General features: G+C 62.9%; 11 protein-coding genes and 4 pseudogenes. 10 read left to right on the forward strand and 5 right to left on the reverse strand.

The annotated features are described in order from the left end of the window. Positions 1-21 precede the first annotated feature (21 nt). Positions 22-690 carry a protein-L-isoaspartate(D-aspartate) O-methyltransferase gene (locus ACFQT0_RS16585; protein ID WP_380204343.1) on the reverse strand — a complete coding sequence of 223 codons (669 nt, stop codon included), beginning with the start codon at positions 688-690 and terminating at the stop codon, positions 22-24. A 219-nt stretch (positions 691-909) separates the two neighbouring features. Between ACFQT0_RS16585 and ACFQT0_RS16590 the strand changes: the two genes are divergently transcribed. The 8 genes and pseudogenes from ACFQT0_RS16590 (at position 910) to ACFQT0_RS16625 (ending at position 7,554) form a co-directional block, all read left to right on the forward strand. After that, positions 910-2,049, forward strand: coding sequence for a sugar transferase (locus ACFQT0_RS16590; RefSeq protein ID WP_380204344.1), 1,140 nt, complete (start codon positions 910-912; stop codon positions 2,047-2,049). Positions 2,050-2,080: 31 nt separating this feature from the next. Next, entirely contained in the window at positions 2,081-2,257 is a 177-nt protein-coding gene (locus tag ACFQT0_RS16595; RefSeq protein ID WP_380204345.1) for a sugar transferase, read from the forward strand. A gap of 176 nt (positions 2,258-2,433) precedes the next feature. Continuing rightward, a pseudogene (gene mnmA, locus ACFQT0_RS16600) lies at positions 2,434-3,553 on the forward strand (tRNA 2-thiouridine(34) synthase MnmA). A 31-nt stretch (positions 3,554-3,584) separates the two neighbouring features. Further along, entirely contained in the window at positions 3,585-4,397 is an 813-nt protein-coding gene (locus ACFQT0_RS16605; protein ID WP_380204346.1) for a hypothetical protein, read from the forward strand. A 40-nt stretch (positions 4,398-4,437) separates the two neighbouring features. After that, entirely contained in the window at positions 4,438-6,135 is a 1,698-nt protein-coding gene (locus ACFQT0_RS16610; protein WP_380204347.1) for a S8 family serine peptidase, read from the forward strand. A 133-nt stretch (positions 6,136-6,268) separates the two neighbouring features. After that, on the forward strand, positions 6,269-6,592 hold the full coding sequence (locus ACFQT0_RS16615; protein WP_380204348.1) for a hypothetical protein: 324 nt from the start codon (positions 6,269-6,271) through the stop codon (positions 6,590-6,592). A 109-nt stretch (positions 6,593-6,701) separates the two neighbouring features. Further along, positions 6,702-7,296 (forward strand): annotated as a pseudogene (locus ACFQT0_RS16620) (riboflavin synthase). 57 nt (positions 7,297-7,353) lie between these two features. After that, entirely contained in the window at positions 7,354-7,554 is a 201-nt protein-coding gene (locus ACFQT0_RS16625; RefSeq protein WP_380204349.1) for a hypothetical protein, read from the forward strand. A 206-nt stretch (positions 7,555-7,760) separates the two neighbouring features. Here the strand turns inward: ACFQT0_RS16625 and ACFQT0_RS16630 are convergent. Then, positions 7,761-8,242, reverse strand: a pseudogene (locus ACFQT0_RS16630) (phosphatase PAP2 family protein); the annotation flags it as partial. Further along, positions 8,235-9,161, reverse strand: a complete 927-nt coding sequence (hemF, locus tag ACFQT0_RS16635; protein ID WP_380204350.1) for an oxygen-dependent coproporphyrinogen oxidase — start codon at positions 9,159-9,161, stop codon at positions 8,235-8,237. The gene hemF and the pseudogene ACFQT0_RS16630, both read right to left, overlap by 8 nt. 332 nt (positions 9,162-9,493) lie before the next feature. On the opposite strand from hemF, the pseudogene ACFQT0_RS16640 reads away from it, so the two are divergent. Further along, a pseudogene (locus tag ACFQT0_RS16640) lies at positions 9,494-10,980 on the forward strand (thiamine pyrophosphate-dependent enzyme); the annotation flags it as partial. 207 nt (positions 10,981-11,187) lie between these two features. Beyond that, positions 11,188-11,529, forward strand: a complete 342-nt coding sequence (locus ACFQT0_RS16645; protein ID WP_380206055.1) for a transketolase C-terminal domain-containing protein — start codon at positions 11,188-11,190, stop codon at positions 11,527-11,529. Between the two features lie 233 nt (positions 11,530-11,762). Here the strand turns inward: ACFQT0_RS16645 and ACFQT0_RS16650 are convergent, their stop codons facing one another. Both ACFQT0_RS16650 and ACFQT0_RS16655 read right to left on the reverse strand, forming a co-directional pair. After that, positions 11,763-13,112 carry a BamA/TamA family outer membrane protein gene (locus tag ACFQT0_RS16650; protein WP_380204351.1) on the reverse strand — a complete coding sequence of 450 codons (1,350 nt, stop codon included), beginning with the start codon at positions 13,110-13,112 and terminating at the stop codon, positions 11,763-11,765. Beyond that, positions 12,997-14,397 carry a hypothetical protein gene (locus tag ACFQT0_RS16655; RefSeq protein WP_380204352.1) on the reverse strand — a complete coding sequence of 467 codons (1,401 nt, stop codon included), beginning with the start codon at positions 14,395-14,397 and terminating at the stop codon, positions 12,997-12,999. Before ACFQT0_RS16655 ends, ACFQT0_RS16650 begins: the two co-directional genes overlap by 116 nt. Between the last annotated feature and the right edge of the window lie 24 nt (positions 14,398-14,421).

The raw sequence follows: 14,421 nt of genomic DNA on the forward strand, positions 1-14,421 counted from the left end.
TCAACCTGGAAGCCGGCTGGGCTACTGCCGCCAGCCGCTGGCCCCAAGCAGGGGCACGAAGCGGAACACCTCAAATTCTTCGCGTGCGAAGGTCTCCGGGCCTTCGCGCGTCACGCGCACCATGCGCTGGGTCTGGCTGTCGCCCACCGGGATGACCAGCCGGCCGCCCACCCGCAGCTGGCGCAGCAAGGCCGGCGGCAGGCCCGGGGCCCCGGCCGTCACCAGAATGCCGTCGAAGGGCGCCCGCTCGGGCAGGCCCAGCGAGCCGTCGCCGCAATGCAGGGCTGCTCCGCCGGCGCCCAGCGAGGCCAGAAAATGCCGCGTTCGGGAAAACAGCACCTCGTTGAACTCGATGCTGTCGACGTGGGGCGTGAGGTGCAGCAGCACGGCGCACTGGTAGCCCGAGCCGGTGCCCACTTCCAGCACGTGGTCGGTGGGCTGCACGCCCAACAGCTGGGTCTGGTAGGCCACGGTGTAAGGCTGCGAAATGGTCTGGCCCTCGCCGATGGGAAACGCCTTGTCCTGGTACGCGTGGGCTTCAAAGGCCGGCTCAAAAAACAAATGCCGCGGCACGGCCGCCAGCGCGGCCAGCACCCGCTCGTCGTGGATGCCGCGCTGGCGCAGCTCGCGCACCAGGGCGCGGCGCTGCCCCTGGTGGCGGTAGGTATCCTGGAAAGTGGTATAGGCCACTGTAGAGCTAAAAAATGATACAATAAGGCCCGGGCGGCCCGGCGCCCGGCCTTCTCCAACTACTGGCTCCGGCAATAGCCGCAACCGCTACCTTTGCCCGGCGCGGTTCTTGTCCACGGCCGCTAAAATACTACCCAACCCGTCGCTTTGCTGCTGATTCGCCGCTTTCAATATATTAAGCTCGTCGCTGCCGATTTCGGAGCAGCCCTCTTGGCCTGGATGTGTTTCTTTCTGTTGCGCAAGTACTTGCTCAACGAATTGACCGGGTACCACTTCAACGAAGGGGCCCTGTTTGACCTAACCATCTCGGCCTTCGCCATTGCCATTTTTTGGCTGGTGCTGTACATTCTTATTGGCGAGTACCAAGACATCTACCGCAAGTCGCGCCTGGCCGAAATCATCCGGCTGGGCCGGGTCTCAATACTCGGGGCCATTGTGATTTTCTTCGCCCTGCTGCTTGATGACGAAGGCGTTATCAACTACCGGCTGTACTACCAAACGATAAGCGCCTACTTTCTGCTGCACTTTTTTATCACGGCCATTCTCCGCACCTGGGCCGTGAGCAGCGTGCAGCGCCAGATTCGCAAAGGCCGCATTTCCTTTCCCACCTTGCTGGTTGGGGCCAATTCGCTGGCCTTGAGTACCTTTCACGAATTGGCGCGCACCGGCCGCCACCTGGGCCTGCGGCTGGTGGGTTTCACGCCCGTGGATGGCTCCGTGGACCCCGAGTGGCCGCCCAGCCTGCCCGCCCGGGGTACGTACCGGCGCCTGCCGGCGCTGGTGCGGGCCCTCAAGATTGAGCAGATTGTCATCGCCATCGAGCCCCGCGAGCACATGCTCATTCAGGACATTCTGGCCCTGCTCGAGGGCACGCCCGCCCGGGTGAGCATCCTGCCCGACCTCTACCAGATACTGCTGGGCTCAGTGAAGGTGCACCACATTTTTGGCACCCCGCTCATCGAAATCAAGCAGGACCTGCTGCCGGTGTGGCAGGCCGTGTCCAAGCGGGTGGTCGACGTGATAGGGGCGACATTGTTCATGCTGCTGGCTAGCTGGGTGTACGCCCTCACGGCCCTGATGGTGAAGCTCTCGTCGCCCGGCCCGGTGTTTTACCGGCAGGAGCGAATTGGCAAAAACGGCCACCCGTTCCGCATCATCAAGTTCCGCTCGATGTACCAGGACGCCGAGAAAATGGGCCCGGCTCTGAGCTCCGACAACGACCCGCGCATCACGCAGTGGGGCCGGTTTATGCGCAAGGTGCGGCTCGACGAGCTGCCCCAGTTCTGGAACGTGCTGAAAGGCGACATGAGCATCGTAGGCCCCGCCCGGAGCGGCAGTTTTTCATCGACCAGATTGTGAAAATCGCCCCCATTACCGGCACCTGCACCGGGTGCGCCCCGGCCTCACCTCCCTCGGCCAGGTAAAGTACGGCTATGCCGAAACCGTAGCCCAGATGGTGGAACGGCTCAAGTTCGACATTCTCTACATCGAAAACATGAGCCTGGCCATGGATTTCCGGGTGCTGCTCTACACGTTGAAAATCATTGTGGAAGGCCGCGGCAAGTAAGGAATTATGAGGGTTGAGGGTTGAAAGATGAGTTGGTAGAGCATCAACTCAACATTCAACCCTCAACCCTCATAATTTCAAGAGGTACCTTTGCGGTTGCCAGCCGGAACCATTCAAGTTCCGGGTGAATTGCACCACCTATGAATACCGAAGTAAAAGGACGCGTACTAGTCGCCATGAGCGGCGGAATTGACTCGAGTGTAGCGGCCGTGCTGCTGCACGAGCAAGGCTACGAAGTGGTCGGCATGACCATGAAAACCTGGGACTACGCCAGCGCGGGCGGCTCAAAAAGAAACCGGCTGCTGCTCGCTCGACAGCATCAACGATGCGCGCGACATTGCCGTGCAGCTCGGCTTCCCGCATTATATCATCGACATCCGCGACGAGTTCGGCGACTTTGTCATCGACAACTTCACCGATGAGTACTTGGCCGGCCGCACGCCCAACCCCTGCGTGCTCTGCAACACCCACATCAAGTGGGACGCCCTGCTGCGCCGCGCCGACCAACTCGGCTGCCAGTTCATTGCCACCGGCCACTACGCCAACATCCGCAAGGATGCCGAAACTGGCCGCTTCGTGGTGAGCAAAGGCCTCGACGAAAACAAGGACCAAAGCTATGCCCTGTGGGGCGTGAGCCAGGAGAGCCTGAGCCGCACGCTGTTCCCGCTGGGCGGCATGCGCAAAACCGAAATCTATGACGAGGCCCGCCGGCGCGGCTTTAATGAGCTGGTGAACAAGCCCGAGAGCTACGAAATCTGCTTTATCCCCGACAACGACTACCGGGGCTTCCTGCGTCGCCGCGTGCCGGGCCTGGAGGCCCGCGTGGCCGGCGGCAACTTCGTGACCAAAAACGGCCGCGTCATCGGCAAGCACGAGGGCTACCCGTTCTACACAATTGGGCAGCGCAAGGGGCTGGGTGTGGCCTTGGGCTACCCGGCATTTGTGCTCGAAATCCGCCCCGATACCAACGAGGTGGTGCTGGGCAACTACCACGAGTTGGCCAGCACAGCCACCGTGGTGGGCAAGCTCAACATGGGCAAGCTGGCCACGCTCGAGGGCCGCGGCCTGGTGCCGGCCGTGGTGAAAGTGCGCTACAACCACGACGGTGCCCCCGCCTTTCTGGAAGAAGTGGACGGCAAAATCCGCGTGTATTTCGAGGAGGCCGTGCATGCCATCACGCCCGGGCAGGCCGCTGTGTTCTACGACGGCCAGGACGTGCTGGGCGGCGGCTGGATAGAGCGCCACGTAATCGGCGAATTTCCGCTACCTTTTGCGGCCGTAGCGGCTGGTGCCTAAAATCCAGCCGCTACACCATCTACCGAGCTTTATGCACCGCATTTTATCGATCCTGAATTTGAAAGTAAGTGCGCGCCGCGCCGGCCTGGCTTTGGTTGGCGCGGCGCTGGCACTCAGCTTCACCCATTGTAAAAACGAGTCCATGCCCGCGCCCGATACCGGGCGCGACTATTACCCGGTGGCCGTGGGTAAGTACTGGACCTATGCCGTGGTGGATACCACCTGGAGCCCGGCGAGCCGGGGTACGCCCAGCGTGCCCACGCGCACGGCCTATCAGTTCAAGGAAACCATTACGGAGACCTTCACCGATGCGGCCGGTAAAACGGCCTACCGCCTGGTGCGCTCCAAGCTGCAGGCGCCATCGACTACGTTCGTCAACGACAGCGTGTTTGTGCTCAGCGCCACGCCGCAATCGGTGGTGCTCAACCGCAACAACGTCCGGACCCTGGAGCTGATTTTCCCGGTGAAGGAAGGGCGGCTGTGGAACATAAACGCCTACAACAACAACTCCGACGACACCACCATGACGTCTGAAACCCGGCGCTACTCGCGGGTGGGACAGCCCTTCGCAATTGCCGCGTCTACGGGCATTCCGGCCCAAACATTCCCGGCCAGCCTCACCACTACCAATGCCGGTCTGGCCGCCGAAAGCAGCCTGGCGAAACAAGTGAGCTACCAGCAGGTCTTTGCAAAAGGAGTGGGGCCGGTTTTCCGCCGGCGGGTCAATTTGCAGGCGTTTACTTATGTGGACACCAATAATAACAACAACCAGGTGTACCCGCCCAAGTCTTATTCCATTGGTTTTTCCCGGAACGAAACCCTGATTGATTACGGTCCTCGCTAGGTAGGCTGCTCCTTGTTTTGAAACCCGCTTGTTTGCTTTGATGAGGATTACTTCGATAAAATGCCTGTTTCTGATAGCGGCCACGGGCGCGTTGGGCACGCTGACTGCCGCCCCGGCCGCGGCGCAGGGCACCGTCCGCCGCCACATGGTGTACTTCCGCGACAAGGCGGGCACCCCTTATTCGGTGGCTCAACCCCAGGCATTTCTATCGGCCCGGTCGGTGGCGCGCCGCACCAGGCAGGGCATCGCCGTGCTCCCACGCGACCTACCCGTGAATCCGGCCTACGTGACGCAGGTGCGTGGCGTAGTGGGCAAGCCCCAGGTGCACTACACCTCGCGTTGGTTTAATGCGGCGGTGGTTTCGTGCGACTCGGCTACGCTGGCGCGCATCACGAGCCTGGCCGCCGTGCGCGGCGCTTCTACCCTCAACCGCAGCTACCGAGCCCCAGCGGCCCCCACCGCCCCGGTGCAGGTGGCGCCGCTGGCCGCCCGCAGCACGGTGGCTTCCCGCGCCCAGTACGGCCCGGCCTACCGCCAAAATGAGCAAATCGGGGCCCTGGAAATGCACGACGCGGGCTACCGTGGCGAGGGCATGCAGGTGGCGGTGTTTGATGCCGGCTTTCCCGGCGTCGACAAGATTCCGGCGTTGCAGGCGCTTTTCCAGGACAAGCGCCTGCTGGGCACCCGCAACTTCGTGGACGGGGGCACCAGCGTGTACCAGCGCAGCAGCCACGGCACGAGCTGCCTGTCGACCATGGGCGCCAACCAGGCTGGGTTTTACATTGGCAGCGCGCCTAAAGCGTCCTTCTACCTGTGCCTGACCGAAGACACGAACTCGGAGCATCCCACCGAAGAAGCCAACTGGCTGGCCGCCGCCGAATACGCCGACTCGGCGGGCGTCGACGTCATTAGCTCCTCGTTGGGCTACACCACCTTCGACGCCCCGTCGAAGTCTTACACTTACGCCGACATGAACGGCCGCACGGCCCTCAGCACGCGGGCGGCCACCGTTGCGGCCCGCGTGGGCATGCTGGTCGTGAATGCCGCCGGCAACGAAGGCGACGACCCGTGGCACTACATCTCGGCGCCGGCCGATGCCGACTCCATCGTGTCGGTTGGCGCAGTAGATTCGTTGGGCTTCCACGCCCCCTTTAGCTCGTATGGGCCCACCGCCGATGGGCGCGTGAAGCCCACGCTGTCGGCCATGGGCCGGGCTTCGGCCGTGCTCGGCGCCAACGGCTCGGCTTTCCGGGGCAGCGGTACTTCCTACGCCTGCCCGATTTTGGCGGGCATGATTGCCGGCTTCTGGCAGGCCAACCCCACGCTCACAGCCCAACAGGTAATTGCGGCCTTGCGCAACACGGCCTCGCAGGCTACCGCGCCCGACGCCAAATTAGGCTACGGCATCCCGAGTTTTGCGAAAGCCTATAATGCCCTGCACCCCGGCGCGCCGCTGGTGCCTAAAGAGGAGCCGGTGGAGCAAGTTGAGCGCCTGGGCGTGTTTCCCAACCCCACCGGCGACGGGCAGCTCACCCTGGCCCTCCCGGCCGACCTGCGGGGCCAGCCTTTGCGCGTGCGGGTGCTGGATGCGCGCGGGGCCGTAGTTGCCCAGCAAGAGCTGCCGGCCGCCGCGGGCAGCCGCGCTCCGCTAAAACTAGGGCGCCTGGCCAAGGGAGTTTACGTGTGCGAAGTGAGTGCTGGTACCGCCTTGCAAACCGTAAAATTTGTGCAACAGTAAGTTCCGGTTTTCAGATGGAGAAGGGCGCCGTAAAGCGCCCTTTTTTATTGCCTGATGGCCGATATCAGCTTGTTTTTGAGTGCTATATTTCGTAATTTTAAAGCTTAAATTCACCTCCAATTTCTATCAGTAGATGCTGCAAATGATGATTACCAAGCGCATCGGGCGCCGCCAGTTTCACTTCACCGTGCAGGGCAGTAATTTCCACGAAACCGTGGCCGAATACGACCGATTGAGCTTCACCGACGTGGCCGCCTGCGGCCTGTGTGGCTCCGACAACCTGGACCTGACCAGCCGCGTGGCACAGGACAAATTCAAGTACACTTCGGTGCGCTGCCTCGACTGTCGCGCCGACCTCACCTTTGGCAAAACCCAGAAAGACGACCAAACCGTGTTTTTGCGCCGGCGCGAGGGCGGCGAGCTCGACTGGAAAGCCATCGACAAAGCGGAGCGCTAATCATTTCCCGCTTTTTTGGTTACACCAAGCGAACGGCACCCTGGCTCAGGGTGCCGTTCTTTGCATTAGCATCCCGGGGCCCGGCCCCATCTGAACCAATCCCCGACACATGTTTACTGGAATTATCGAAACCCTTGGCACCATTGTGGCCGTCAACACGCAGGGCAGCAACCGCCATTTTACGGTGGCCTCGCCCTTTGCCGCCGAGCTTAAAATAGACCAAAGCGTGGCCCACGACGGTGTGTGCCTCACCGTGGTGGCCGTGGACGCCGCCGCGGGCACGCACGTGGTCACGGCCATCGACGAAACCATGCGCGTGACCAACCTGAGCCAGTGGCAGCCTGGCCGCCACGTCAACCTGGAGCGCTGCCTGTCCGCTACGGGCCGCTTCGACGGGCATATAGTGCAGGGCCACGTCGACGCCACGGCCACCTGCCTGAGCGTGACCGACCAGCAGGGCTCGTGGCTGTTTCGCTTTGGGCACGCGCCCGGCCCCGGCCGCCTCACTGTGGAGAAGGGCTCCATCTGCGTGAACGGCACCAGCCTTACCTGTTTTGAAAGCACCGACGAGGGCTTTACCGTGGCCATCATTCCCTATACCTACGAGCACACCAGCTTTCAGCAGGCGCGCCGGCGAAACCGTGAATCTGGAATTTGACATCGTGGGGAAGTACGTGGCCAAGCTGCTGGGCAAAGCCAGCTGAAAACCTGAGCCAGGGAGCTGCGTAGGATGCAAATCTTCCACGTAACTCCTTTCCACCATGTCCAAGCGTGAATTAATTGAGCCTAAGGAAGGCGACAAACGATACATCCGGCGCGACGAGAACGGGCAGATTGAGGAATCAGTCGACCTGAACCGCTCCCTCTCGCAAGACGACCAGCACAACTCCAAAAAGACCAGCAAGCCCGGGCAGGGGGACAAAGGCGATGGCCACACCGGCAGTCGCAAACCCGCCAAATAGGCAGATATGGCTCTGAAAAAAGGTCTCGCAGAATTCTCAGCGAGACCTTTTTTTATGTGGTTACGGCAAGCCGGGTGCGTGCCAGCTTGAGCATCGGACTAGCGCATGAGCCTTCTGCCTTCGGGGCCCATGCGCGGGGCCCAGCGGCGGTAGGCCACGGCCGTTGCCCAGCCCAGGAAAGCGCCTAGGGCGGCTCCGCCCACTACATCGGTCGGGTAATGCGCGCCAAGGTACATGCGGCTATAAGAAAGCAGCAGGGCCCAAAAAACAGGGCCCATTTGGCGGCTTGAAAACGGCCCGGGGGCAGCGCCACGGCCATAAACACAGCCAGGGCCATGGAGTTGGCCGCGTGAGAGGACAGGAACCCGAACTGCCCGCCGCAGCCATCGGCCAGGTGCAGCAGGCCGGATAATTTGAGGTCGTGGCAGGGGCGGGGCCGCTCAAAAAACGGCTTGAATATGCGGCTAGTGATGCTGTCGGCCAGGGTAACGGCCAGAATAAGAAGGGGCAGGAGCAGCACGGCCCGGCGCCGGAACAGGTAAATCAGCCCGGCGATGATGAGGGCATACGCCGGAAACCACGTGTAGCGGTTCGACACCGTGACCATCACGGCGTCCATCACGGGGTTGTGGAGGCGGTTGATGGCCAGCAGGAGCTGAACATCAAGGTTGCGCAGGAGCTCAAGCATGGGCCAGCCAATCTACGCCTTTGCGGAGCCACGCCAGGGTGGTGGCTTCGGGGGAGCCGGCGGCGGGCGGCGTGGGGTTGTAGGCCCAGCCGGTGCGCGGGGGCAGGCTCATCAGGATGGACTCGGTGCGGCCCCCGGTTTCGAGGCCGAAGCGGGTGCCGCGGTCAAAAGCCAGGTTGAACTCGGCGTAGCGGGCGCGGCGCAGGGTTTGCCAGGCTTCTTCGCGCTCGGTGAAGGGCAGGGCATGGTTCTGGGCCATGAGCTCGGTGTAGGCTGGCCCAAACAGCTCGGCCACGTCCTGCACAAATGCAAACAGCTCCTCTGCGGTGCCGTCTTTACCAACGGTCAATCGGTCGAAGAAAATACCGCCCACGCCGCGGGTTTCCTGGCGGTGGGGCAGGTAGAAGTAGTCGTCGGCCCAGCGGGTGAACTTCGGGTAATACGCCGGATTGAGCTGGTCGCACACATCGCGCAGGCGCTCGTGGAAGCGCCGGGCCTGGGCTTCGTCCACGTAAATCGGCGTCAGGTCGATGCCGCCGCCGAACCACGCCTCGCCGTTGCCGGCTTCGAAGTAGCGCACGTTCATGTGGATGATGGGCACGCGCGGGCTGCGCGGGTGCAGCACCACGCTCACGCCGGTGGCGTAGAAGTGCGGGTCGGGCATGTGGAGCTGCCGGGCGGCGGCTTCGCTCATCTGGCCCCACACGGCCGAAAATCCCACGCCGCCTTTCTCGAGAATGCGGCCGTGTTCCAGCACTTTGGAGCGGCCGCCGCCCCCGCCTTCGCGCTGCCAGGCATCGGTGAGGAACTGCACGGCGCCGGCGTCGGCCGTTTCCAGCTGCTGGCACAGGCGCAGCTGAAAATCAGCCAGCCAGGATTCTATTTCGGGACGGATGGTGGGAGAGGAAGTGGCAGACACTGAAGAGGAAACCGGGAGGGAACTGAAAATTGAGCTAAAACGGGGCCGGGGCGCGACCAACTAACCGAAAGGGTCGAGTCAGGTTATGCCAGTTCGCCGTTGGCCCTGCAAAGATAGGCTCGCGGGTGAAGCGTACTTTTGTGGCCCAAACTTCCCATCCCCTGATGTCCGAATTCGCTGTTTCTGATACTGCCAACTTTGCCTCCACCCGCGTGACGGCGGCCGCCGCCGCCGCAGCCGCCGCATTTACGGCCCCGACCGCCGCGCCGGCGCCCCTGCCCAGCGCCGAGCAGCTGCGCCGGGCCTACCGCCTGATGCACACCGCCGCCGCCATGGCAACGCTGTACGAAGAAGAAAAAGCCACCGCCTCGCGCTACGTGCACGCCACCGCCCGCGGCCACGAAGCCGTGCAACTGGCCGCCGCCTTTCTGCTCACCGAAACCGACTACGCTGCCCCATACTACCGCGACGATGCCCTGTTGCTGGGCCTGGGCCTGCGGCCCTACGAGCTGATGCTACAGCTGCTGGCCAAGGCCGACGACCCCTTCAGCGGGGGGCGCACGTACTACTCGCACCCATCGCTGCGGCGGGCCGGTATCCCGGTTATTCCGCACCAGAGCTCGGCCACCGGCATGCAGGCCATCCCGGCCACGGGCGCGGCCCATGCTCTGGCGTACTTCGAGAGCCAAGGCATGGCTCCTCCGCGGAATGAGGAAGTGAATAATAGCTCAGAATCCGGCTCAACTTCAGAAGCTAGGCCCCTGGTGCTGTGCTCCATCGGCGATGGGGCCATGACGGAGGGCGAGGTAGCCGAGGCGCTGCAAATGGCCATTTTGCACCAGCTGCCCATCGTGTATCTGGTGCAGGACAACGACTGGGGCATCTCGGCCACCGGCCGCGAGATGCGGGCCATGAATGCCTATGAATTTGCGGCCGGCTTCCCCGGCTTGCTGCGCCTGCAGGTGGATGGGGCTGATTTTGGGTCGTCGCACCACGGCCTGGCCGAAGCGTTTGCGCACGTGCGCGCCCGCCGCGGCCCGGTGCTGGTGCACGCCAAGTGCCCCTTGCTGGGCCACCACACCAGCGGGGTGCGCCGCGAATGGTACCGCAACGACCTGGCCACCCACCAGGAGCAGGACCCGCTGCCGCGCCTGCACCAGCAGTTGCTGCAGGCTGGCTTTACCGAAGAAGAATTGAGCACGCTGGCGGCCGAAGCCACGGCCACCGTACGCGCCGACTGGCAGGAAGCACTGGCCGCGCCCAACCCCGACCCCGCCACGTTTGCCGACCACGAGTTTGCGCCCGCCGCCGTCACTGCCGAAGCCGGGGAGCGCAGCCCCGCCGGGGCCGACAAGGCGCTGATGGTGGACGCCGCCCTGCACGCCGTGGACGACATTTTGCGCGAATTCCCCGAGGCGCTGTTCTACGGTCAGGACGTGGGCGGCGAGCTGGGCGGGGTGTTCCGCGAGGCGGCCCTGCTGGCCAAGAAATACGGCGATTCGCGGGTGTTCAACACGCCCATTCAGGAGGCTTACATCGTGGGCAGCACGGCGGGCATGGCGGCCGTGGGCGCGCGGCCCATCGTCGAAATTCAGTTTGCCGACTACATCTGGCCGGCCCTCAACCAGCTGGTCGAGGAGCTATCCAAGTCGTGCTACCTCACCATGGGCAAGTTTCCGATTCCCGCCCTAATCCGCGTGCCGATAGGGGCGTACGGCGGGGTGGGCCCTACCACTCGGGCTCCATCGAAAGCACGCTGCTCACCATTCGCGGCATCAAGGTGGTGTACCCCAGCAATGCGGCCGACATGAAAGGCCTGATGCGGGCCGCCTTCCTCGACCCGAACCCCGTCATCATGCTTGAGCACAAGGGCCTGTATTGGAGCAAGGTGCCGGGCACCGAGGAGGCCAAAACCGTGGAGCCGGCCACCGGCTACGTCATCCCATTGGGCAAGGCCGCCGTGGCCCAGGCCGCCGACCCCGAGAAGCTCCGGCAGGGCGACACTGCCCTGGTAGTGACCTACGGCATGGGCGTGCACTGGGCCAGGGCCGCCAGCCGCGACTTCCCCGGGCAGGTCGAAATCCTGGACCTGCGCACCCTTAATCCGCTCGATTTTGAGGCGGTGACGGAGGCCACCCGCCGCCACGGCAAGGTGCTCGTGCTCACCGAAGAGCCGCTGATGAACAGCTTTGCCGAAAGCCTGGCCGGGCGCATCCAGCGCCATTGCTTCGAAGCCCTGGACGCGCCGGTGTTCACGCTCGGCGCTGCCAACCTGCCGGCCATCGCGCTCAACGTGGAGCTGGAGCGGCAAATGCTGCCCAGCGCAGCCAAGGTATCGGTGGTCTTGGGCGAACTGCTGGAGTATTAGTTATTTTTTATTTGTAGCCTGAGGTAGAGACGCAACATTTTGCGTCTCGTCGTCCGCACCGCGTGGATGTTGTTCAACGAGGAGACGCAAAATGTTGCGTCTCTACCTCAAGCCCGCTCACTCAAACAACTTTTAAGCGCATTTTAATCCGAACACGAGACGAAGCCGCCCGGCTGGGCAGAACCCAAAAGTGGGTCAGTCCAACCGGGCGGCTTCGTTCCTGCCTGAGCTGTTTAGAACGGGTAGCCGATGCCCAGGTTGAAGGCAAGGGGATTGGCGCGGCTATTGAATCTGCGGAAAGCCCAGCGGTCGACAAACGGCGCGGTGGGGTCGTAAACCTTTGTGGCTACGTCGAGGCGCAGAATGAGGAAGGTGAAGTCGAAACGGATGCCAATGCCCGAGCCTACTGCAATCTGCTTGTAGAACTGGTTGAGCTGAAACTGAGCCCCGGGGCGCAGGTATTCGCCGGTGGTGGGGCTCCTGCGTTCCTGCAGGCCCCACACATTGCCGAAATCGGTGAAAAAGGCGCCCTTGATGAAGTCGTAAATCGGGAACCGGTATTCGGCGCTGCCTTCGAGCAGCAGCTCGCCCGGCTGCTCGGTGAGAAAGTCGCGAATCACCTTTCCATCACTGCTCAACCGCGTGGGCGTGAAGCCACCCGGGCCCAGCTTACGTGGTTGCCAGGCCCGCAGGCTGGTTGAACCACCCGCAAAAAAGGACTTGTCGTAGGGAATGATGAATTGCGAGTCGTTCTCCGGCGTAGCTAAGTCATCGGTGCGGGTGAGAGCGTGCACCACGCCGCCGTTGAGCCGCCACACAAAAAACGTGCTGGGCGTGAGGTGGTAATAACGGCGGTAGTCGGCACTGAAGCGGGCGAAATCGTACACGTTGAGCCCGGTGCTCTCGAAAAGGGACTTGCGGTACAGGCTGCGGGTGAGGCCGCCAATCTCGGCAAACAGCCGCAGGTAATGGGCGTCGCGCGTCTGGTTGAAATCGTTGGAGTTGTAGAGGGACGTGAAGCTGAAGCTTGGCTCAATTTGCTTATTAAAGGAGCGAAACAACGACGAGCCCTGTGTCTCCTGCAGCCTTATCAAACTGGCCTCAAAAGGCTTGCTTTTAAACGGGGTGTTTACCAGCGTAATTACTATTGGTGAAAACACGTACTGATGATACACCGAGCGTTGCCATATATAGTCCATGGCAAACTCGAAGTTGGAGCGGATGTATTCGGGCCGTTTAACGAAGGTTTCGGAAAGCGAGAAACGGGTTTTGGGGTTGTAGCGCGACAGAAAGCGGTTGGCGTTGAAAGGGACCAGAAACTGCGGCAGCACCAGGGCAGCCGTGGCGCCAAGCTGCGTGGTGTAAACAGCCTCAGAAGTTTCTATGCTGTCGGCGGCCACGCGGGTGAGCTGGCCCTCGAGGCCGGCCCGCACGCCGAGCTCCAGCACCTCGGCCCCGCCAAACGGGTTACGGGTTTTCAGACGGATGTTGAGGAAGGGTCCCGGCAGGTTGGCCACGTAAGTGCCGCCGATTTCGGTGGTTTCGGCAAATTTGGGGGCCGGCGAAGCGTTGATAACGGCCACCAGGCTCGCCCGAAGTGGGGTTGAGGCCGGTGCTGTCGGCCGCGGGCGGGTCGGGCACCTTGCGGTAGTTCACGGTATTGAACCGGAACATATCGAGGTCGGACAGCAGGCGCTGGGTTTGCAGTGTGCGGTCCAGGTTGAAGATCTGCCCGGGGCGCACCAGCACTTTGCGCGCCAGCAGCCGGGTGCTGTACTTCTGCTCATACGCCGCGAAGTGCACCGAATCGACCACGGCGGTATCCATGCGCACACCCAGGCTGGGGCGGTTGCGCACCGCACCCACCGTGCCGGCCCGGCGCAGCGTATCGCCGGAGGCGGCGCGCAGCGTGCGCCCGATGCCGGCATCGGTCACGAAGCGCACTGTGCGCACGGTGTAGAGACGGTGGCCCTGGCCGGGGCCGGGGTTCGCAATCAGGGTGCGCAGCCGCACCGTGTAGGGCTGGTAGCTGGTATCGGCTTCGAGGGTGATGTACTGCTGGCGGAAATCATAATAGCCAGCGTTTTTGACCAGGGTTTCGAGGCGGGTGCGCTCCTGGCCAATGACGTCTTCGTTGTAGCGCTCGTTTTCGTGGAGCAGCGAGGCGGCCTGGCCGTTGCGCACGGCCACGGCCACGCCCGAATCGGGGATGCTGGGCGGCTGCAGGCGGTAGAGGAAGGGCTTGTCCTCCTTAATGTTGTACGTAACCGTAACGCGCTGGTAGCGCTTCACGCGGTCCAGCGAATCCTCTTTGCCGGGGAAAATGGAGCCCACGGCTTTGAGGGCCCGGAGCACGAGGCCGCGGTGGTAGCTGGCTGTGTCGTTGGCTGTAACCCGGGCCCGGAAGAATCCCTGCGCCCGCAGGAAGGTCGTCATCTGCTCCACGGAGCGGCGCGTCAGGGTCGAGTCGTATATCACCGGGGCTTCGCCCAGGCGCATAATGGCGTTGCCCTTGTCGAGGGTCAGCTGCTTGCGGTTCACCTTCCGTTCGCGCTTCACTATCAGCTTGCCGAGTTGGGCCGAGTCGGTGCCGGCTGCTTTGATGCGGGCGTCGTAGCTGGCCTGCAATTCGCGCACCTTGTTTTTGATGCGCACCGAATCGTAGAAGCGGTAGCCCAATTGGTAGATGGCCAGCTTGGGCAGCGGAAAACGGGTGTTGGGCTGTTGCTGGGCCAGGGCCGTCAGCCGTTCTTTGTCGGCTTGTTCCACCCCCTTAATCTCGACGCGGCTCAACAGGCGCTGGCCGGGCCGCAACAGCTTAAATGGCGAGCACGCCGCCAGCACCAGCAGGGCCAGCAATGGGCCCATGCGCCAGCCCAAGCGGCTTTCCGG

Origin of the sequence: Hymenobacter humi, assembly GCF_042665855.1 — a bacterium.
GTDB lineage: Bacteria > Bacteroidota > Bacteroidia > Cytophagales > Hymenobacteraceae > Hymenobacter > Hymenobacter humi.